Source organism: Geobacillus sp. BK01, assembly GCF_052220245.1.
In the GTDB taxonomy this organism is placed as follows: domain Bacteria; phylum Bacillota; class Bacilli; order Bacillales; family Anoxybacillaceae; genus Geobacillus.
On the sequence record NZ_JBQPTH010000010.1, the window covers coordinates 1 to 18,678 of the forward strand.

At 53.4% G+C, this 18,678-nt stretch carries 23 protein-coding genes; 19 read left to right on the plus strand and 4 right to left on the minus strand.

Translation table 11 applies throughout. The features are described from left to right. Window positions 1–284 precede the first annotated feature (284 nt). Window positions 285–533 (minus strand): ferredoxin, encoded by a 249-nt coding sequence (locus ACTVDO_RS11335; RefSeq protein WP_008879661.1) that lies wholly within the window; start codon window positions 531–533, stop codon window positions 285–287. Window positions 534–780: 247 nt separating this feature from the next. Between ACTVDO_RS11335 and ACTVDO_RS11340 the strand changes: the two genes are divergently transcribed. The 5 genes from ACTVDO_RS11340 (at window position 781) to ACTVDO_RS11360 (ending at window position 4,974) form a co-directional block, all read left to right on the plus strand. Then, complete coding sequence (locus ACTVDO_RS11340; protein WP_020960366.1) at window positions 781–1,827, plus strand: helix-turn-helix domain-containing protein; 1,047 nt, start codon at window positions 781–783, stop codon at window positions 1,825–1,827. Beyond that, entirely contained in the window at window positions 1,815–3,332 is a 1,518-nt protein-coding gene (locus ACTVDO_RS11345) for a RecQ family ATP-dependent DNA helicase (protein WP_442901559.1), read from the plus strand. The genes ACTVDO_RS11340 and ACTVDO_RS11345 overlap by 13 nt, the downstream gene beginning before the upstream one ends. After that, window positions 3,316–3,903 (plus strand): CPBP family intramembrane glutamic endopeptidase, encoded by a 588-nt coding sequence (locus ACTVDO_RS11350; protein WP_020960364.1) that lies wholly within the window; start codon window positions 3,316–3,318, stop codon window positions 3,901–3,903. Before ACTVDO_RS11345 ends, ACTVDO_RS11350 begins: the two co-directional genes overlap by 17 nt. 4 nt (window positions 3,904–3,907) lie before the next feature. Next, complete coding sequence (locus tag ACTVDO_RS11355; RefSeq protein WP_020960363.1) at window positions 3,908–4,414, plus strand: LysM peptidoglycan-binding domain-containing protein; 507 nt, start codon at window positions 3,908–3,910, stop codon at window positions 4,412–4,414. Between the two features lie 113 nt (window positions 4,415–4,527). Next, the gene (locus ACTVDO_RS11360) at window positions 4,528–4,974 is read left to right on the plus strand and encodes a YpbF family protein (RefSeq protein WP_020960362.1); all 447 of its coding nucleotides are present in this window, start codon (window positions 4,528–4,530) and stop codon (window positions 4,972–4,974) included. Window positions 4,975–5,002: 28 nt separating this feature from the next. Here the strand turns inward: ACTVDO_RS11360 and ACTVDO_RS11365 are convergent, their stop codons facing one another. The 3 genes from ACTVDO_RS11365 to ACTVDO_RS11375 are packed head-to-tail and all read right to left on the minus strand — an operon-like array spanning window position 5,003 to window position 6,093. Beyond that, the gene (locus tag ACTVDO_RS11365; protein WP_020960361.1) at window positions 5,003–5,572 is read right to left on the minus strand and encodes a manganese catalase family protein; all 570 of its coding nucleotides are present in this window, start codon (window positions 5,570–5,572) and stop codon (window positions 5,003–5,005) included. A gap of 33 nt (window positions 5,573–5,605) precedes the next feature. Then, window positions 5,606–5,866, minus strand: a complete 261-nt coding sequence (locus ACTVDO_RS11370; protein WP_020960360.1) for a spore coat protein CotJB — start codon at window positions 5,864–5,866, stop codon at window positions 5,606–5,608. Beyond that, window positions 5,863–6,093, minus strand: a complete 231-nt coding sequence (locus ACTVDO_RS11375) for a spore coat associated protein CotJA (protein ID WP_020960359.1) — start codon at window positions 6,091–6,093, stop codon at window positions 5,863–5,865. Before ACTVDO_RS11375 ends, ACTVDO_RS11370 begins: the two co-directional genes overlap by 4 nt. Before the next feature lie 108 nt (window positions 6,094–6,201). On the opposite strand from ACTVDO_RS11375, the gene ACTVDO_RS11380 reads away from it, so the two are divergent. From ACTVDO_RS11380 to rpsA, 14 genes are all read left to right on the plus strand, one after another. Then, window positions 6,202–6,594 (plus strand): hypothetical protein, encoded by a 393-nt coding sequence (locus tag ACTVDO_RS11380; RefSeq protein WP_020960358.1) that lies wholly within the window; start codon window positions 6,202–6,204, stop codon window positions 6,592–6,594. Window positions 6,595–6,605: 11 nt separating this feature from the next. After that, window positions 6,606–7,409 carry a metallophosphoesterase gene (locus ACTVDO_RS11385; RefSeq protein WP_020960357.1) on the plus strand — a complete coding sequence of 268 codons (804 nt, stop codon included), beginning with the start codon at window positions 6,606–6,608 and terminating at the stop codon, window positions 7,407–7,409. 87 nt (window positions 7,410–7,496) lie between these two features. Then, window positions 7,497–8,087 (plus strand): genetic competence negative regulator, encoded by a 591-nt coding sequence (locus tag ACTVDO_RS11390; RefSeq protein WP_020960356.1) that lies wholly within the window; start codon window positions 7,497–7,499, stop codon window positions 8,085–8,087. Window positions 8,088–8,262: 175 nt separating this feature from the next. Continuing rightward, on the plus strand, window positions 8,263–9,534 hold the full coding sequence (locus ACTVDO_RS11395) for a Glu/Leu/Phe/Val family dehydrogenase (protein ID WP_020960355.1): 1,272 nt from the start codon (window positions 8,263–8,265) through the stop codon (window positions 9,532–9,534). Between the two features lie 89 nt (window positions 9,535–9,623). Next, window positions 9,624–10,616 carry a YpdA family putative bacillithiol disulfide reductase gene (locus tag ACTVDO_RS11400; RefSeq protein ID WP_442901560.1) on the plus strand — a complete coding sequence of 331 codons (993 nt, stop codon included), beginning with the start codon at window positions 9,624–9,626 and terminating at the stop codon, window positions 10,614–10,616. A 71-nt stretch (window positions 10,617–10,687) separates the two neighbouring features. Then, window positions 10,688–11,656, plus strand: coding sequence for an asparaginase (locus ACTVDO_RS11405; protein ID WP_020960353.1), 969 nt, complete (start codon window positions 10,688–10,690; stop codon window positions 11,654–11,656). Window positions 11,657–11,742: 86 nt separating this feature from the next. Continuing rightward, window positions 11,743–12,438: a glutamic-type intramembrane protease PrsW gene (gene prsW / locus ACTVDO_RS11410; protein ID WP_020960352.1), complete on the plus strand. Its 696-nt coding sequence runs from the start codon at window positions 11,743–11,745 to the stop codon at window positions 12,436–12,438. A 165-nt stretch (window positions 12,439–12,603) separates the two neighbouring features. Beyond that, complete coding sequence (gene sleB, locus ACTVDO_RS11415) at window positions 12,604–13,398, plus strand: spore cortex-lytic enzyme (RefSeq protein WP_023817669.1); 795 nt, start codon at window positions 12,604–12,606, stop codon at window positions 13,396–13,398. Between the two features lie 14 nt (window positions 13,399–13,412). After that, complete coding sequence (ypeB, locus tag ACTVDO_RS11420; RefSeq protein ID WP_442901561.1) at window positions 13,413–14,756, plus strand: germination protein YpeB; 1,344 nt, start codon at window positions 13,413–13,415, stop codon at window positions 14,754–14,756. 160 nt (window positions 14,757–14,916) lie between these two features. Further along, window positions 14,917–15,576 carry a flagellar brake protein gene (locus ACTVDO_RS11425; RefSeq protein WP_442901584.1) on the plus strand — a complete coding sequence of 220 codons (660 nt, stop codon included), beginning with the start codon at window positions 14,917–14,919 and terminating at the stop codon, window positions 15,574–15,576. A 55-nt stretch (window positions 15,577–15,631) separates the two neighbouring features. Then, window positions 15,632–15,811 (plus strand): YpfB family protein, encoded by a 180-nt coding sequence (locus tag ACTVDO_RS11430; RefSeq protein WP_020960348.1) that lies wholly within the window; start codon window positions 15,632–15,634, stop codon window positions 15,809–15,811. A 95-nt stretch (window positions 15,812–15,906) separates the two neighbouring features. Next, a complete protein-coding gene (gene cmk / locus ACTVDO_RS11435) occupies window positions 15,907–16,581 on the plus strand; it encodes a (d)CMP kinase (RefSeq protein ID WP_442901562.1) in 675 nt (224 codons plus the stop codon). Further along, complete coding sequence (locus ACTVDO_RS11440) at window positions 16,578–17,174, plus strand: lysophospholipid acyltransferase family protein (protein WP_442901563.1); 597 nt, start codon at window positions 16,578–16,580, stop codon at window positions 17,172–17,174. Before cmk ends, ACTVDO_RS11440 begins: the two co-directional genes overlap by 4 nt. Window positions 17,175–17,302: 128 nt before the next feature. Next, entirely contained in the window at window positions 17,303–18,466 is a 1,164-nt protein-coding gene (gene rpsA, locus ACTVDO_RS11445) for a 30S ribosomal protein S1 (RefSeq protein WP_442901564.1), read from the plus strand. The last annotated feature ends 212 nt before the right edge of the window (window positions 18,467–18,678 follow it).

Here is an 18,678-nt window from a genome sequence, read left to right on the forward strand (position 1 = left end):
TTGTGTACAATTCATCTGAAGTCCTCCTTGGCATGATGGTAGGTATTGTTTGACACCCCTGCATCATACCAAGAGGGCTTTTTTTGATCAAGTCCCCGGAAAAGCTCCTAACGGGAATGCTCCTTTTTTTGCTCGTTATGTATGCATGAAAACTTGTCCGCCGGCTGACGGCGGACAAGACAATCTTATTTTAGCATGTTCGCCCAGGATGCGCTACTTATGGAATGGCATTTTTTCACGTCTCGACCAAAAAACCCTCTTGCCGATTCGGCAAGAGGGGGGGTTTAGTCGAATTTATTCGGATCGCCGTCAAACGGCTCGTCCGCGACCTTAATCGACTCGGTCGGACAGCCTTCAAACGCGTCCATCATATCGTCAATTAAAATATCCGGCACTTCGACAATTCCTTGGTTGTCATCAAGGGTGACGTAGGCAATGCCGTCTTCGTCATAGTCGTAAATATCCGGAGCTGCTGCGCCGCACGCTCCGCAGGCGATGCATGTTTCTTTATCGACGATCGTATACTTTGGCATAAAGATCTAACCTCCCCAAGTTTATTGGAAACGGACGGGCCATCTCCGTGTTGCCTGCTCGGAAATGAACTTTCACTTTTATAATAAGACCGTTCGCCTCGCTTTTCAACTAAAAAATTGTTCTCCCGTATTTTTACACATATGCATGCCGTTTATTTTCGTTACAGAGGGCGGCTGCCAACCTCATATTTTTCGTGCCGACCAACCGGATAATTTTTGTTACAATAGAGGTGAGGGAGGAACAAGGATGCGGCAAGGCTATGCCCTAGTTTTGCTGGCGCACTGTTTGCGCCGGTTCGATGGCGAACGGACGCTGGCGGCGGTGTACCATTTATTTTCTGGAAAAAAGTCGGCTCAAACGTTGCAAGACAGCAGATGGTTTCGGCTTGAGCCGTTTTTTGGCACATGGAAAAATGTGACGATGGCCGAACTTGAGACGGCTGTACGGGAGCTCACTGAACGGCGGTTGGCCGCGCCGGGGGGCAACCGAACGTACAGGCTGACAGAGGCCGGAAAGCAATGGCTTGACGGGCGGGAAATGTCGCTTCCTCGCCATTTGAACGGCTGGCGTTATCACGACATAGACCGGCTGTTTTGGCAGCGGCTCTCTCTTGTTGGCCAGACGCTGTCCAATCTCGTTTACGGGCGGCGCTTTACGCCGATTTGCCGTGACGAGCGGACGCTTGAGTGGGTAAAGCAATATTTGCTCGCGAACGGCTCACGCCAAACGCTCACGGCCTCGTTCTACGAGGAGCTCATCCGGCTGCTTGAAGCCGTCTCCGAGGAAGAGGCGACAGTGTTTACGCTGCGGCTTACAAGCGCCGCGCGCATCGGCTGGACGGCGGAACAAATCGCTGCCTATTTGCAAACAGATGCGCTCTATGTGCAGTTCCAATTTCGCAACGTTCTTCATTATATGATGACGGAGGCTGAGGCTGGTCGCGCTCCGCTGATGGCGGAGCTGATGGCCGGGCTGGCGCCGGTGCAGCTGACGCAATCGGCGCGAAAAACGTACGAATGGCTGCAGAAAGGGAAAACAGTGGAAGAAATCGCGAAATTTCGCCGCCTGAAGCGGAGTACGGTTGAGGACCATATTGTCGAAATTGCTGCCAATGTGCCGGGCTTTTCGATCGCTCCGTTTGTGGCAGACGGGAAGGCGGTTTCGATCCAAGCGGCGGCGCGGGCGCTGGGGACGCGCAAGTTAAAGGATATTCGTGAGGCGCTCGGCGGTGCAGCGAGTTATTTTGAGATTCGTCTCGTTTTAGCAAAGGAAGTGGGACGTTGGATGAATTAATCAAAATATTGCGTGCGCAGTTTGGACATGCTTCATTCCGTCCGGGGCAACGGGAAGTGGTTGAAGACGTGCTTGCCGGACGTGATGTGTTGGCGATGCTGCCGACTGGAAGCGGCAAGTCGCTTTGCTACCAGCTGCCGGCGTATTTGCTCCCCGGAAGCGTGCTTATTGTCTCACCGCTCGTCTCGCTCATGGAAGACCAAGTCGAACAGTTGCGCCGTCGTGGGGAAAAACGGGTGATTGCTTTCCATAGCCTGCTCGATGCGGAAGAAAAATGGCAGGCGCTCGCCTCGCTGTCCGGTTTTCGCTTCATTTACACTTCGCCGGAAATGCTGCAATCAGCGAAGTTTTTAGCTGCGCTTGGACGCGCACACATTTCCCTGTTCGTCGTCGATGAGGCGCATTGTATTTCTCAATGGGGTTATGATTTCCGCCCGGACTTTTTAAAGCTGGGGGCGGTCCGGCGTGCCCTCGGCTTTCCACCGTGTCTGGCGCTGACGGCGACAGCGCCGCCGGAGGTGCGGAGCGATATCGTCCGCACGCTCGGGATGAAAAACGCCTGCTGCCATATTTATTCTGTTGATCGCCCGAACATCGCTTTAAAGGTCGAACATTGCCTGTCGACTGAGGAAAAAGCGGTGCGCTTAGCCAAATACGCGCAGCGGCTTGAGGGGCCGGGGATCGTTTACTTTTCGAGCCGTCAATGGGCGGAAGAAATGGCGCGCCGGCTTGAACAGAGCGGGGCGGGGCGGGTGGCGTATTACCATGCCGGCATGGACGGGGAGCAACGGCTGCTTGTGCAGCAACAATTTTTATATGGCCAGCTTGATCTCGTTTGTTGCACGAGCGCGTTTGGGATGGGTGTGAACAAAGAAAACGTCCGGTTCGTGCTCCATTTTCATATGCCGGCCCAGCTTGAGGCGTATGTGCAGGAAATCGGACGGGCTGGACGCGACGGGAAGCCAAGCCTGGCGGTGTTGTTTTATGCTGATGGCGATCGGGCTATCGCCCAGGCGGTGGCTGAAGCGGAGCTTCCCAACCTGAGCGCGCTGCGGGAATGGTTCCAGCGGCTGCCGGCGGACGCGGAGCGATGGAAGGCCGCCCTCGAAACGAGTGGATTTACGGACATACAAAAACGGCTCGTGGCGTATTTCTTAGAATGGGGACAAACGGCGGCGCCGAAACGCCCCGTCGTTGAGACGAAGGAACAGCTGTATGAAAGAGTGGCCGCCGCCATGGAGGCGCGGCGGCAATGGAAGCGAAAAAAGCTGCATGAAATGGACGGTTGGGTGCACACCTCTTCCTGCCGCCGCGCGGCAATGGTTCTTCCGTTCGGGGAGAAGCTGGCGGACAGGCCGGACGCTTGCTGCGACCATTGCGGTTTGCAGCCTGATGCCTATATGCGTGCCACCCGCCGCCTCGATGCGGCGCCGGTCCGCTACTGGCGTGAAGAGCTATGGCAGATGTTTTTCACCGGGAGGCGGCAAAATGAGGCGGCAAAGTGAACAAATTCGACAGATGACGGACCGTGAAGTGCTTTTTCATCTTTATTTGACGCAAGGGTTGTTGCTCGCTGTTGCCGGCGGCCTCTCGCCATTTTTGTTCGATTGGGCCGGGTGGCGCCGGCTTTGGCAGTTTCATCTGACCGATGTGCTGTTATACGGTGTGGGTGCGGCAGCGCTTGTGTTGGCGGTTGATTTTTTGGCCATGCGTTATTTGCCGAGAGACTGGCATGATGACGGCGGAGTGAACGAAAAAATTTTTCGCTCCCGCTCCATTCCTCATCTCTTTTTTTTATGCGGGCTGATTGCCGTCACCGAAGAATGGCTGTTTCGCGGCATCGTGCAAACACATTGGGGGCTTTGGGCAGCGAGTGTGATCTTTGCTGCGTTGCATATCCGGTATTTGGAAAAATGGTTTTTATTCTTTATGGTTATGGTGCTTAGCCTGTTTCTTGGCGTACTTTACGAACAGACCAACAGTTTATGGGTGACAGTGACCGCCCATTTTTTGATCGATTTTGTGCTTGCTTTACATATTCGATTAAACCGGAAGACGGAGGAGGAAAGGGAGTGAGGCGATGGAAGGAACGCCAAGACGCTTGGCGCGGAAAAAGCGGCCGACGTCCGATGCCGATGCGTCGCCATCACGCCTAAACAGGCGGCGGCAAAAAGAAGAACAAAAGCGAAAATACATACCGGCCCGCTTGTTGGCGCTTTTGTTTTTGGCGCTGCCGGCAGCGGTGCTGGCCATCCATCACGCCCGATCGGAGTCCGGGACGGTTACAGTCGTCCGCCACGAGGAAACTAGCAGCCGGGAAACGGTGCGCGTCATTCGGGCCGACGACGTCGAGGCAGCCGGACAAATGCCGAAACGGGAGCGACCGGCGGGCGAAAAGAATGTTGGCGAAGCGGACAGCAAGACGATCACACACATTGTTGCGCCGAACGAGACGCTATATAGCATCGCCATGAAATATTACGGCACGCCAAGCGCTATGGATATCATCAAAAAGGAAAACGGTTTGTCGACCAACCGGCTTGAGCCGGGGCAAATGCTGCGCATCCCGCTTCACGAAGAAAACTGAGCACAGACGCCCCTGTCATTCAAAAAATTGGTGGCCGGTGCTTCCCCTTTTGTTCTAACACCGCTGGCAACAGCATATGATGGGCAATAGAACAGGACAAGGGGGAGAGCACGATGGCCCATTTTCCAAGCGAATTTTCCCTCGATGAAGTGACAAAAGAAATGTTGCTTGCCGTTATTGAAAAAAAGAAAAAATGGGAGCGGCTCGAAAAGCGGACCACCCTTTTGCAAGCCGCCTCATTTGTCGGCCTGGCCGCTTTTCTTCTTTATGTTATGGTCCATGCGGCGGCCATTGCGACGTGGAGCGAGCGGTTTGCCTGGTTTTTTGCCGCGCCTGTCCACATTTTGATCCTGCTCCTGTTATGCACTGTGTATTGGGCGGCTGTTTATTACAAAGGAAAAAGCGAAAAGGCGGAAGATGATTTCCACGCTCTCCGCTGCGAAATTATTCAAAAAAGCATTGATTTATGGAAAGAAGAAGAGCAGTGGAACGGGCGTCATCGACTGTTTGAGTGGCTGAGGCGGGAGTACGACATTAACTTATATTATGAACACAGCTGAATGGGGACTCCATCCAGCTGTGTTCTGTTTAGAAAAATTTTTTCCGGTCCCGCTCCTCTTTTAAAATTTCGACCGCCTCGCGGAATCGTTGTGAATGGACGATCTCCCGCTCGCGCAAAAAGCGGAGTCCGTCATTTAAGTCCGGGTCGTCGCTCATATTGATAATCCATTGATAAGTCGCGCGCGCCTTCTCTTCGGCGGCGATGTCTTCGTACAAGTCAGTGATCGGGTCGCCTTTCGCTTGAATATACGTCGCCGTAAACGGGTTGCCGGCGGCGTTATGGTAAAAGAGGGCGCGCTCATGGTCGACATAATGGGGCTCAAGTCCGGCTTCCTTCAGCTGTTCCGGCGTCGCGTCTTTCGTCAGTTTGTACACCATCGTCGCGATCATTTCGAGATGGGCGAGCTCTTCGGTGCCGATATCGTTTAGCAATCCGATTACTTTCGATGGCAGCGTATAACGCTGGTTTAAGTAACGGAGCGCAGCGGCCAGCTCCCCGTCCGCTCCACCGTATTGTTCAATCAAATATTTGGCCAGCCGCGGGTTGCACGTGCTGACGCGGACCGGGTACTGTAATTTTTTTTCATAAATCCACATGATCCGTTCCTCCTTGCGCTCGTGATGGGTCGGCTACACTTGCCAAGGCCAAGGCGTGTCGTCCCAATTCCACGGGTAGTTCGAATAGCTATGGCCGAACTGCTCAAGCGGGCCGTAGGCGGCTTCAAACTGTTTTTTCAGTTGTTTCCGTCTTTGGGCGAGTTGGTTAAATTGTTGAATCGCTTGATAATCGGTTGGGTGGGTGTCTAAATAAAGCGTCAGCTCAACGAGGGCAAAGTCGACGGCTTGCAGCTCCTCAAGCTGCTCGTAATACTCCTTTGGCATTTGTTTCATGAGCCATCACCTTTTGTCTTCGTTTCGTAAGGGCTGTAATACGGGTCGTAAAACACTTGCCAGAGCGTTCCTTTCATTAACGCTTCACGCAGCGGAAACTGCGGCAAATTCGGCGGTTGGAAGCCGATGTATAAGTTTGGCGCAGTGACGTACGTTTTGACGCGGATCGGCGGACACGGGTCAAACGGGCTGATGTACGGCTCGTATTGTTTGCGCGTCGTAAACATAAAACCCCCCCTTTTTTTGGCAAAGTTCAGTCTATATGTATGACGGAGCCGTGTCGTTCATGCCTGTTTGTCATGACGAATAAGGAGAATAAAGCGAAGGAGGAAAACATGGGCCGCCTATCCATGACCGCTATGGCCGCTGTTTTATGCACGTATTTGTTTTTTCGTTGGTTGCCGCCGCTCGAACCGTTTTCACCGGCGCCGTTTTTGACAGAGCTGCTCTTTTCCCCGCTGCGGACATGGCTTGCGATCGCTTGTTTTTTGCTTGGCAGTGCCGCCAATGGGGCACTCATCCGTATGGTGATCATCGGGAGTATACGTCTGCTGTCCGGCCGTCGGTTCCGCGTTGGTGAATGGTTCGTGAGTATAGCGGCCCTTAGCCATTTTTATTGGGCGTTTCAGTTTCATTGGCAAACAGCGGCACTTTTTTTCGTTTTTTCCTTTCTTTATGGTATGATGACATTGAGAGATCGCCGGTTGACCGAAGGCGGCCGGCTTTAGCAGGAGGAAGTATGTTCATCGGGGGAGCGATCACGAGTTTTCTGTTTTTGCTTGGCTATATGTGGAAAGAAGCGCACAGCAACCGGGTCCGCCATGTGACGCTGTCGTTTCCTCATTTTCCTGACAATTGGCCGCAGCTTACGATTTTCTTTATTTCGGATATTCATCGGCGAATCGTTTCCTGTCGCATGCTTGAGACGGTGAAAGGAAAAGCCGATCTCGTCGTGATTGGCGGGGATTTGGCTGAAAAAGGGGTGCCGGCTGCGCGCGTCCGCGAAAACGTGCGCCGACTGCAGGCGGTCGCTCCCGTTTATTTTGTTTGGGGAAATAATGATGACGAAGTCCACTACGATCTTCAATCATTGCTCGAGGAAGAACGCGTCCATGTGCTCAAAAACAAAGCGGAAGTATGGGAGCGCGGCGGTGTGCCGGTCGCGCTCATCGGCGTCGGCGACGTAAGCCGGAAGGAGGCGGATATCGATCGGGCGCTTGAACACGTCCCGCCTCAATCATTTCGTATTTTGGTCTGCCATAATCCGGCGATCATGGCCCGTCTCGGAGAGGAACAGCACATTTCGCTTGTGTTGAGCGGCCATACACATGGTGGGCAAATCCGGTTGTTTTCGTTTGGGTTGTATGAGAAAGGGGGGATCAAATGGCACGGCAATACCGCGCTGTTTACGAGTAACGGCTACGGTACGACCGGGGTGCCGCTTCGCCTCGGAGCGCCTGCGGAGACCCATCTCATCACGATTGCCCCCGGAAAACCGACAACCGAGAAAAAATGCTTGTCTAAAACCGGGGAAACGATGTAAACTCATTAATAATAACAAACGAACCAATTGCGAGTTGCAACATACAATAACGGTAAGAGATGGCTCTGTAGGTAAGGAGGGGTGCCGATGCGTCTTGAGCGCTTAACCCACAACAAAATTAAAATCTTCTTGACGTTTGACGATTTGCTGGACCGCGGGTTGACGAAAGACGATTTATGGAAGGACACGTTTAAAGTCCATCAGTTGTTCCGCGATATGATCGAGGAGGCGAGCGAAGAGCTCGGCTTTGAGGTGAACGGGTCGATCGCGGTCGAAGTGTACTCTTTACCGGCACAGGGCATGGTCGTTATCGTCACGAACGAAGGCGACTACGACGACATCGAAGAAGAATTCGCCGACGATTACATTGAAATGCAAGTAACGCTCGATGAGAGCGATGACATATTTTACGAATTCCAAACGTTCGAAGATGTCATCCAGCTCGCCCATCGTTTGTATGCGGTCGGCTGCCTCGACGGCACGCTCTATTCGTACCAAGGCCGCTTTTACTTGCATGTTGCTGAAGAACCGCCGATTCCGCTCGACAACTTTGTCGCCTTGCTGGCCGAGTTCGGCAACCCGGCCACGATAACGATACACCGTGTGCAAGAATACGGGAAACAGTTGATCGAACGGCGCGCCATTAGGCAACTCGTTCATTATTTCCGGGCTAACTAGGGCGCAGCCAAGACTCCTTTCCATGGACAAGGAGTCTATTTTTTCGTGTGAAATGCTCCCCCCTGTAAGACGGTTTGCGTGTTTCATCATTTTCCTTTGCAGACGCCGACAGAAGGTGTATACTATGACATGGAAGGCGACAAACTATTATAGCGAGCTTATAGGAGGTTTACGTATGGCAGCCGATAAGCATACGGAAGAGAAGGGCCAACAATACGACGTGCTGGCGTCGACACAAATTGTTATACATAGAGCGTTGGAAAAGCTCGGCTATCCGGAAGAAGTGTATGAACTGTTAAAAGAGCCGATCCGCGTGCTGACCGTCCGCATTCCGGTGCGCATGGACGACGGGTCGGTGAAAATTTTTACCGGCTACCGGGCGCAGCATAACGATGCCGTCGGCCCGACGAAAGGCGGGGTGCGCTTCCATCCTGATGTCACCGAGCGTGAGGTGAAAGCGCTGTCGATTTGGATGAGCCTAAAATGCGGCATCGTCGATTTGCCGTATGGCGGCGGCAAAGGCGGCATTGTCTGCGACCCGCGCACGATGTCATTCCGCGAGCTTGAGCGCTTAAGCCGCGGTTATGTGCGCGCCATCAGCCAAATCGTCGGACCGTCCAAAGACATTCCGGCGCCGGATGTGTTTACGAACTCGCAAATTATGGCGTGGATGATGGATGAGTACAGCCGCATCCGCGAGTTCGATTCACCGGGCTTTATTACTGGAAAGCCGCTTGTCCTCGGCGGTTCGCACGGCCGGGAAACGGCGACGGCCAAAGGGGTGACGATTTGCATCCGGGAGGCGGCGAAAAAACGCGGCCTGTCGCTCGAAGGGGCGCGTGTCGTCGTCCAAGGGTTCGGCAACGCCGGCAGTTATTTGGCGAAGTTTATGCACGACGCCGGGGCGAAAGTTGTCGGCATTTCCGATGTATACGGCGCGCTGTACGACCCGAACGGGCTTGATATCGACTATTTGCTTGAGCGGCGCGACAGCTTTGGCACGGTGACGAAGCTGTTTAAAAATACGATTTCGAACAAAGAGCTGCTTGAACTTGAGTGCGACATTTTAGTGCCGGCGGCCATCGAAAACCAAATTACGGCCGAAAACGCCTCGCGCATTAAGGCAAGCATTGTCGTTGAGGCGGCAAACGGCCCGACGACGCTCGAAGCGACGGAAATTTTAACGCAACGCGGCATTTTGCTCGTCCCGGATGTGCTCGCAAGCGCCGGCGGCGTAACGGTGTCGTACTTTGAATGGGTGCAAAACAACCAAGGGTACTATTGGACGGAAGAGGAAGTCGAACAGCGGCTTGAAAAAGTGATGGTCAAGGCGTTTAACAATGTATATGACATGGCGCAAACGCGCCGCGTTGACATGCGTCTTGCCGCGTACATGGTCGGCGTCCGCAAAATGGCGGAAGCATGCCGGTTCCGCGGCTGGGTGTGAACGCAGCAAGCAGTGACGTTTGCAAGCTTGGGCGAAATCCCCTATCATAAGATAGGGGATTTTTTGCTTCGTGCGAGGTGACAAGAAACATGAAAGAAGAAAAAATTATTATCGTCGGCGGCGGGCCGTGCGGGTTGGCGGCGGCAATTGCCTTGCAGGACGTCGGATTTTCGCCGCTTGTGATCGAAAAAGGCAACATCGTCCATGCGATTTACCGCTTTCCGACCCATCAGACGTTTTTCAGCACGAGCGATCGGTTGGAAATCGGCGGGGTGCCGTTTATTACCGAAAACCGGAAGCCGACGAGAAACCAGGCGCTTGCGTATTATCGCGAAGTCGTCGTCCGTAAACAAGTGCGCGTCAACACGTTTGAAGAAGTGAAAACCGTTGAGCGGCAAGAAGGCGGGGCGTTTGTTGTTGAAACGACAAAAGGCGAGTATCGCGCCCAATACATCGTGGTTGCCACCGGGTATTACGACCATCCAAATTATATGAATGTGCCGGGGGAAGAACTGCCGAAAGTGATGCATTATTTCAAAGAAGCGCACCCGTACTTCAACACTGACTGCGTCGTGATCGGCGGGAAAAATTCGAGCGTCGACGCGGCGATGGAGCTTGTGAAGGCCGGGGCGCGCGTCACGGTGCTATATCGCGGGAGCGAATATTCCAAAAGCATCAAACCGTGGATTTTGCCAGAGTTTGATGCATTGGTGCGCAAGGGCGTCATTCGGATGGAATTTCACGCCCATGTGAAAGAAATTACGGAAGATGCCGTCGTTTACGAAGTCAACGGGGAAACAAAAACGATCAAAAACGATTTTGTGTTCGCCATGACCGGTTATCACCCGGACCATCGCTTTTTGATGAACATCGGCGTCCGCGTTGACCCGGAAAGCGGTCGGCCACATTATGACCCGGAAACGATGGAAACGAACGTGCCGGGGGTGTTTATCGCGGGAGTACTCGCCGCCGGCAATAATGCAAATGAAATCTTTATCGAAAACGGCCGTTTTCACGGAGATCATATCGCCGCCTGCATCGCCCGACGCGAACGCGGTACATCGGTTCGGAAACCGTTGTAGCGCACCGTTTCGGTGCGGCAGAAATCGCCGGGCATCATGTTTGAAACGAGAAAGCGAAGGTGACGAATGCGATGAAACGAAAAGTAGTGCTGCTGACGACCGGCGGCACGATCGCCAGCAAGCGGAATGAACGGTCCGGCCGCTTGCGTGCCGGGGCGTTAAGCGGGGAAGAACTTGCCGCCATGTGCCATTTGCCGAAAGAAATCGAGGTCAAAGTCGAAAGCGTGTTTCAGCTGCCGAGCATGCATTTGACGTTTGCGCATTGGCTTGAATTGAAAAAGCGGATTGAGGCGCATTTCGCTGATCCGTCTGTCGATGGCATCGTCGTCACCCACGGGACCGATGCGCTTGAGGAAACGGCGTACTTTCTAGATTTGACTGTGAATGACCCGCGAACGATTGTTGTTACCGGCTCGCAGCGGGCGCCGACGGATTTGGGAAGCGATGTGTATATCAACATCCGTCACGCCATTTATGCCGCGTGCGCCGAAACGCTGCGCGGGGCGGGGACGGTCGTTGTGTTTAACGAGCGCATTTTTGCCGCGAAATATGTGAAAAAAGAGCATGCTTCCAACATTCAAGGGTTTAACGCCTTTGGATTCGGTTATTTAGGCATTATTGACAACGACGAAGTGCACGTGTACCAAAAGCCAATCCGGCGTGAATATTACAACCTTGTGCGCCCACTTCCGCCCGTCGATATTGTGAAATGTTATGTGGAGGCGGATGGAAAATTTATTAAGGCGGCCCGCGAAAGCGGCGTTGCCGGCATCGTGCTTGAAGGAGTCGGCCGCGGGCAAGTGGCGCCAAACATGGTTGGTGAAATCGTCAAGGCGATCGAAGCCGGCATTCAAGTGGTCGTGACGACGAGCGCTGAGGAAGGGGCGGTGTATACGACGTACGACTACTTAGGAAGCGCGTATGACTTACATAAAAAAGGCGTGATTCTCGGCAGCGACTATGATGCCAAAAAGGCGCGCATCAAACTTGCCGTCGCCCTCGCTTCCGACGCAGCCATCGACGGCTTGTTTGCTTATTAGACAGGAAACTGTCTGGAAAATTCTCTTTTTTCCTCCTCGGTTTCATGGTACGATAGAGGTAAAACGATAGAGAAACGGGGATCGGGATGTTTTCGCTCATTTCCGCCGGCGTCGCCCCCGGGGTGGCGCTGCTCAGCTATTTTTATTTAAAGGACGAATATGAGGCCGAACCGTTGTCCTTTGTGTTGCGCATGTTTTTTTTCGGTGTTCTTCTCGTTTTTCCGATTATGTTCATTCAGTATGTGTTAGTGGAAGAAGAGATCATTTCGTCGCCGATGGCGGAGGCGTTTTTATCGGCGGCGCTGCTTGAAGAGTTTGTGAAATGGTTTATCATCTATTTTTTTGTGTACGACCATGATGAATTTGATGAGCCGTATGACGGCATTGTGTATAGCGCCAGCGTTTCGTTAGGATTTGCGACGCTCGAAAACATTTTGTATTTATTGGCCAACGGAGTGGAGACAGCTGTCAGCCGGGCGCTGTTGCCGGTGTCAAGCCATGCGTTGTTTGCCGTCATCATGGGATTTTATTTCGGCAAAGCGAAATTTGCTGTTCAAAAGCGTTGTTATTATTTGTGGGCGTCGTTTTTACTGCCGTTTTTCCTTCATGGCATGTATGACTGGATTTTGCTGGCCAAGAAGCAATGGGGCTATTACATTGGACCGTTTATGCTCGCTTTATGGTGGGTGGCGCTGCGCAAAGTGAAGCAGGCAAAAGGATACGCCCGCTGCCAGGCGACGCCGTCAGCGAGAGGAGCCGTTCGAAACGTAGAACTCCCTTAAAAAGGGGAGATAGTTGATATAGCAAAAAGTTGCAACGTGAAAAGGGGCGTCCGGAAGTCGAACAGGCGGCTTTCCGGACAGCCCCTTTTTCTTTTTTCTGCATAAAGAGGGAAAATCGGAGGAAAATAAGGATAAAAACGGCGATGGTCGACGGGAGGTTTGCATATGGTAAGGAAACTAATCATGTTCACCTTAATAGGCGCGTGGGTATGCCTGCATCCAGCGAGCCATGCCGCCGCCTTTTCCCCGCAGGTGATTCAGCGCGGGGCAGTTGGTGATGATGTCATTGAGTTGCAGGCGCGGTTGCAATATCTCGGTTTTTACAACGGCAAAATTGACGGCGTATTCGGTTGGCGCACGTATTGGGCGCTGCGCAACTTCCAATACGAATACGGCCTGCCGGTCGACGGATTGGCCGGGGAAGAAACAAAGCGGAAGCTTGTCAATGCATCCAAATATTATGAGGACTTCGTCAAAGAGCAAATCCGCCAAGGAAATGATTTCACCCATTATGGCGGCATCCCGCTCAGCCAGCAAGTGAAAAAACGCGGCGGCGGAGGGGGACGGACGGCGAAAACAACGGCGTCCAATGTGCCGAAAGGATTTTCGCAAAACGATATTCAGCTGATGGCGAACGCCGTTTACGGTGAAGCGCGGGGCGAGCCGTACATCGGGCAAGTGGCCGTGGCTGCGGTCATTTTAAACCGGCTTGAGCATCCGTCGTTCCCGGACACGGTCGCCGGCGTCATTTTTCAACCGGGCGCGTTCACCGCAGTCGCTGACGGCCAAATTTGGCTGACGCCGAACGAAACGGCGAGAAAAGCGGTGCTTGATGCCATCAACGGCTGGGATCCGAGCGGCGGGGCCATTTATTATTTCAACCCGGCGACAGCGACTAGCGATTGGATTTGGAGCCGGCCGCAAATCAAACGGATCGGCGACCATATTTTTTGCAAATAAAGGAGGGGACGGATATGCTGCGAACGATCTTAATTGCCGTGCTTGCCGTGGCGGTCATCGGCACCGGCTACTGGGGCTACCGCGAGCACTTGGAGAAAAACGCGATTTTAATCCACGCGGAAAACAACTACCAGCGCGCGTTCCACGATTTGGCCTATCAAATCGACTTGCTTCATGATAAGCTCGGCGCAACGCTGGCGATGAACTCGCATGCGTCATTGTCGCCGGCGCTTGCCGAGGTGTGGAAAATCGCATCGGAAGCCCACTCAGACGTCGGTCAGCTGCCGTTGTCGCTCTTGCCGTTTAACAAGACGCAAGAGTTTTTATCACAAATCGGCGAGTTCAGCTATCGGACAGCGGTGCGCGATTTGGAAGAGGAGCCGTTGACAAAGGAAGAGTACAAGACGCTGCAGGCGCTGTACAAAAACGCCGGCGCCATCCGCCAAGAGCTGCGCAATGTGCAACATTTAGTGCTTGAAAACAATTTGCGCTGGATGGACGTCGAGCTGGCGCTGGCAACAAATGACGAGAAAGGTGATAACATTATTATTGACGGCTTTAAGGCGGTCGAAAAAAATGTCGATACGTTCTCGAGTTCGTCAGAGTTTGGTCCGTCGTTTGTTGGTCTTGCCAATGAAGAAAAAGGGTTTGTCCGGGCGCAAGGCCGTCCGGTTTCCAAAGCCGAAGCGAAACGAATCGCCCGCGATTTCCTTGGCCTAAAGGGGACGGAGGAAATCAAGGTGACGGAAAGCGGCAAAGGGGCGGACGACCGCTTTTACAGTTTAACGATTCACGATCCGAAAACAAAAGGCGACATTTACATGGACATTACGAAAAACGGCGGCTACCCGATTTGGGCATTGAACAGCCGGCCGGTCGGCAAACCGAAGATCAGCCTGCATGAGGCGGCCAACCGCGGAATGGCATTTTTAAAACGGCATCAATTTACCGGATTTGAGCTGTACGACAGCACGCAATACGATAATGTCGCCGTGCTTACATTTGTTAAAAGTGAAAACGGCATCCGCATTTATCCGGAAGCCATCCAAATGAAAGTGGCGCTCGATAATGGTCGCATCGTCGGTTTTTCGGCGCGCGATTATTTGTCATCGTCGATCCCGCGCCCGTTGCCAAAACCGAAACTCACCGTCGAAGCGGCGAAGAAAAAGGTAAACCCGCAGTTAAAAGTGATGGAGCAACGCCAGGCGGTGATTATGAACGACTTGCAAAAACCGGTGCTTTGCTACGAGTTTTTAGGAACGCTTGACGGCGAGACGTACCAGCTGTTTATTAATGCGTCAACCGGTCTCGAAGAAAAAGTGGAAAGACTCGAAAGTGTCGAACCGAACTACGGGTGAGAGCAAAGGGAGGAAAGGCCAAGCATGGAGCCTTTCCTCTTTTTCATTCCCGCCGACCCGCAGGAAGATTGTATGGTATAATAGTCGTATGAAACGATATAGGTCGGCGGCATCATGGACGATTCGGCCGCTGGTCAAAAAGGGGCAAAATGGAAAAATGATGATGAAGATCGGGGATCGGATCCGGCTTGAGCCGCTCGACGGTTCGCCGCGGCAATATCGGAGCAAGACGCTTGCCATCGCTGACGGGGCGATCCATATTAGTTATCCTGTCGACGAACAAAGCGGAAAAACGGTGTATTTGTTAAACGGCATGCAATTTAAAGCGAGTTTTGTCGGTCAAGATGGGGGGTTATACATATTTGAGACGGAAGTGAAAGGGAAAGTGCGCGACCCGCTGCCAATGGTTGTCTTGGCTTATCCGGGCGACGAATATGTCATCCGCATCCAGCGCCGCCGTTATGTGCGGGTGAAGGCGAACGTCGATGCCGCCGTCCATCCGCTTGACGGTGAGTTCGCTCCATTTGTGACGATGACGGTCGATATTAGCGCGGGCGGAGCCGCGCTTCTCATTCCGCCGGCGCACGCACCGCTTCTTCACCCCGGCATGACGGTTGAGCTTTGGCTTGTGCTAACGATGCGCTCCGGTGAGTATCATTATATGAAAACGGAAGCAACGATCGTTCGCATGACCGCTCATGAGCAGGGCATCGCCAAAATGTCGGTCGAGTTCACCGCGCTCTCTCCCCAGGACCGTGCCCGGCTCATCCGCTACAGCTTCGAGCGGCAGCTTGACGAAAGGGGAAAACGATGGGAATAAATGAGCGGGCCATGTGGAATACTGCTAGAAAAAACGGAAGGCAGGATGGTTCGCCATGAAGCGGATCGAAGAGCTGTTATGGAAGCTTGTTGTGATCCAGGCGATTTGTCTCCTGATTGCCCAATGGCTTGTCTTGCACACGCCGGTGGCGCTCTATATCGGCAAAGTGTACGAATATGAAGGAGTCGCCAAGCCGGAAAAAACAGAAATGATCGAAACGGCCGTCGACCGCTGACGGCAAATATGGTACAATAAACACGAGAACATGCAGGGTTTTCCTGCATTTTTCTTTGTGCCGCCATTACATGATTCGATGAAGCAGGAGGAGTTATGGAACGACCAATTAGCATTGCGATCGATGGACCTGCGGCAGCAGGGAAAAGCACGGTCGCCAAACTTATTGCCAACCGCCTTTCTTATGTATATATCGATACCGGGGCGATGTATCGCGCGTTAACGTACCGGGCGCTTCAATGCGGCGTTGACGTTCACGATGAACAGGCGTTGCTGTCTTTGCTCCGTGATACATCTATTGAACTGAAGCCATCGCCGCAAGGGCAGCTCGTGTTCGTCAACGGCGAAGACATCACAGATATCATCCGCGGCGAGGCGGTGACGAATGCGGTATCGTTTGTCGCTCAGCATCCGCTCGTGCGTGAGGAGATGGTCGCCCGCCAGCGCGCCATGGCCAAAGGAGGCGGCGTTGTCATGGACGGACGCGACATCGGAACGAACGTGCTGCCGAATGCCGAAGTGAAAATTTTCTTAAAAGCTTCCGTTGAGGAACGGGCGCGGCGCCGTCACGAGGAAAATATCGCCCGCGGGTTTCCGTCTGACCTTGAAACGTTGAAAGAAGAAATTGCCCGCCGCGACCGGCTTGACTCGGAGCGGGAAACGGCACCGCTGCGCAAGGCGCCGGATGCCGTGGAAATCGACACGACGTCATTGTCGGTTGAGGAAGTGGCGGCGCGCATTATGGAAGTCGTCAACGAAAGGATTGGATGAGGGTGGATTTTTATTCGGTGGCCAGGGGAGCGGTAAAAAGCATATTAACTCCTTTGTACCGCATTCAAGTTACAGGGCTTGAACAATTTCCAAAAGAAGGCGCGGTGCTTCTTTGCACCAACCATATCAGCAACTTGGATCCGCCGGTCGTCGGCATTACAGCACCGCGGCCGATCCGGTTTATGGCGAAAGAGGAGCTGTTTCGCACCCCAGTTGTGAAAACGCTTGTGAAACACTTGCGCGCTTTTCCGGTTAAGCGCGGCATGAACGACCGCCAAGCGCTGCGCACGGGGCTTGAAGTGCTGAAACAAGGGGAGGTGCTCGGCATTTTTCCCGAAGGGACGCGCAGCAAGGACGGCCGGCTGAAGAAGGCGCTGCCTGGCGTCGGCTTTTTCGCCTTGCGCACCGATGCCGCCGTCGTTCCGTGTGCGATCATTGGCCCGTACCGCCCGTTTGTGCCGCTCAAAGTCGTGTACGGGGCGCCGATTGATATGACGCCGCTGCGCGAGCGGAAGGCGAGCCCGGAAGAAGCGGCCGATTACATTATGGACCATATCCGCCAGCTGCTTGAACAACATCAGCAAGCATTATAGTACATGTTGATTGAGAAAATATGGTATACTAATTAGAAAAGCGTCCTTATTTTGCCGACAGCCGGCCGCGGCCTCGGCGCGAGGCGCGCTTTTGCAGGATCGTCAGTCGATGAAGGAGGGGTTTTACGATGACAGAAGAGATGAATGTGCAAGTGAATGTGTACGAGGTGGGCGATACCGTCCGCGGCAAAGTGGTGAAGCTCGAAGACAAGCAAGTGCTTGTCGAAATCGAAAACAGCAAGCAAAGCGGCATCATTCCGATCAGCGAGCTGTCAAACTTGCATATTGAGAAGCCGAGCGATGCTGTCGCGGTCGGCGATGAAGTGACGGCCAGAGTAAAAAAAGTGGAAGAAGGCAAAGACGGGGAAGAAGGGCTGCTCATTTTATCTAAAAAAGCCGTCGACGCCGAGCGGGCGTGGGAAGAGCTTGAACGCAAATTTACAAGCGGCGAGACGTTCGAAACGGTCATTAAAGACATCGTCAAAGGCGGGCTTGTCGCCGATGTCGGCGTGCGCGGCTTCATCCCGGCCTCGCTTGTCGAGCCTCACTATGTCGAAGACTTTTCCGATTATAAAGGAAAAGCACTCGCCGTCAAAGTCGTTGAACTCGACCGCGAGAAAAACCGTGTCATTTTATCGCACCGGGCGGTCGTCGAGGAGGAGCAAGAGCGGCAACAAAAAGAGTTGCTTTCCCGTCTTGAGCCGGGGCAAGTGCTGGATGGCGTCGTCCGCCGCATTGCCGATTTCGGCGTCTTCGTCGATGTCGGCGGGTTTGACGGACTCGTACATATTTCCCAGCTTTCTCATACGCGTGTCGCCCATCCGTCCGAAGCGGTGAAAGAAGGCGATGCCGTAAAAGTGAAAGTGTTGGCTGTCGACCCGGAACAAGGCCGTCTGTCGCTGTCGATTAAAGAAGCGCTGCCGGGTCCGTGGGAAGGCATCAGTGAAAAAGTAAAACCCGGTGATGTCGTCACGGGAACCGTGAAGCGGCTCGCTTCATTCGGCGCGTTTGTGGAGATTTTTCCAGGAGTCGAAGGGTTGGTTCACGTATCGCAAATCGCCAACCGCCGCATCGGTTCGCCGCATGAAGTGCTGAAAGAAGGCGATGAAGTGAAGGCGAAAGTGCTCGATGTCAACGAGGCCGAGCACCGCATTTCCCTCAGCATCCGCGCGTTGCTTGAGGAGGAAACAGCCGCTCCGGCGGAAGATTACAGCCAATACACGAAAGCGGTGGAAACGCGCGGCTTCCAGCTCGGTGAAGTGATCGGCGAACAGTTGAAAAAATTAAAATAATGGACCGTCAAGCAACCCCGTCGTGGTGGCGCCTGCCATCACGACGGGGTTTTTGTTTTGTTCTCCCGACACTAGCAAAACTATACGGTTTTCCAGCGCCACGCTGTGGATCACCATAGCCGTGAAGCCCCTTACTTCCAAGCAAAATGAAAGGAGGGAGCCAACTGGGCTTTAAAGCGGCCATTATATTTTCCTTTGAAAACGGTCATTCT

Bases quoted from the DNA above. Each gene is read 5' to 3' on its own strand.
- ACTVDO_RS11425 (WP_442901584.1), top strand. From the start codon at position 14,917: ATGATGAAGATCGGGGATCGGATCCGGCTTGAGCCGCTCGACGGTTCG.
- ACTVDO_RS11405 (WP_020960353.1), top strand. From the start codon at position 10,688: ATGAAACGAAAAGTAGTGCTGCTGACGACCGGCGGCACGATCGCCAGC.
- ACTVDO_RS11440 (WP_442901563.1), top strand. From the start codon at position 16,578: ATGAGGGTGGATTTTTATTCGGTGGCCAGGGGAGCGGTAAAAAGCATA.
- sleB (WP_023817669.1), top strand. From the start codon at position 12,604: ATGGTAAGGAAACTAATCATGTTCACCTTAATAGGCGCGTGGGTATGC.
- ACTVDO_RS11350 (WP_020960364.1), top strand. From the start codon at position 3,316: ATGAGGCGGCAAAGTGAACAAATTCGACAGATGACGGACCGTGAAGTG.
- ACTVDO_RS11385 (WP_020960357.1), top strand. From the start codon at position 6,606: ATGTTCATCGGGGGAGCGATCACGAGTTTTCTGTTTTTGCTTGGCTAT.
- ACTVDO_RS11355 (WP_020960363.1), top strand. From the start codon at position 3,908: ATGGAAGGAACGCCAAGACGCTTGGCGCGGAAAAAGCGGCCGACGTCC.
- ACTVDO_RS11380 (WP_020960358.1), top strand. From the start codon at position 6,202: ATGGGCCGCCTATCCATGACCGCTATGGCCGCTGTTTTATGCACGTAT.
- ACTVDO_RS11365 (WP_020960361.1), bottom strand. From the start codon at position 5,572: ATGTGGATTTATGAAAAAAAATTACAGTACCCGGTCCGCGTCAGCACG.
- prsW (WP_020960352.1), top strand. From the start codon at position 11,743: ATGTTTTCGCTCATTTCCGCCGGCGTCGCCCCCGGGGTGGCGCTGCTC.
- ACTVDO_RS11340 (WP_020960366.1), top strand. From the start codon at position 781: ATGCGGCAAGGCTATGCCCTAGTTTTGCTGGCGCACTGTTTGCGCCGG.
- ypeB (WP_442901561.1), top strand. From the start codon at position 13,413: ATGCTGCGAACGATCTTAATTGCCGTGCTTGCCGTGGCGGTCATCGGC.
- cmk (WP_442901562.1), top strand. From the start codon at position 15,907: ATGGAACGACCAATTAGCATTGCGATCGATGGACCTGCGGCAGCAGGG.
- ACTVDO_RS11375 (WP_020960359.1), bottom strand. From the start codon at position 6,093: ATGTTTACGACGCGCAAACAATACGAGCCGTACATCAGCCCGTTTGAC.
- ACTVDO_RS11400 (WP_442901560.1), top strand. From the start codon at position 9,624: ATGAAAGAAGAAAAAATTATTATCGTCGGCGGCGGGCCGTGCGGGTTG.
- ACTVDO_RS11360 (WP_020960362.1), top strand. From the start codon at position 4,528: ATGGCCCATTTTCCAAGCGAATTTTCCCTCGATGAAGTGACAAAAGAA.
- ACTVDO_RS11390 (WP_020960356.1), top strand. From the start codon at position 7,497: ATGCGTCTTGAGCGCTTAACCCACAACAAAATTAAAATCTTCTTGACG.
- rpsA (WP_442901564.1), top strand. From the start codon at position 17,303: ATGACAGAAGAGATGAATGTGCAAGTGAATGTGTACGAGGTGGGCGAT.
- ACTVDO_RS11370 (WP_020960360.1), bottom strand. From the start codon at position 5,866: ATGAAACAAATGCCAAAGGAGTATTACGAGCAGCTTGAGGAGCTGCAA.
- ACTVDO_RS11335 (WP_008879661.1), bottom strand. From the start codon at position 533: ATGCCAAAGTATACGATCGTCGATAAAGAAACATGCATCGCCTGCGGA.
- ACTVDO_RS11395 (WP_020960355.1), top strand. From the start codon at position 8,263: ATGGCAGCCGATAAGCATACGGAAGAGAAGGGCCAACAATACGACGTG.
- ACTVDO_RS11430 (WP_020960348.1), top strand. From the start codon at position 15,632: ATGAAGCGGATCGAAGAGCTGTTATGGAAGCTTGTTGTGATCCAGGCG.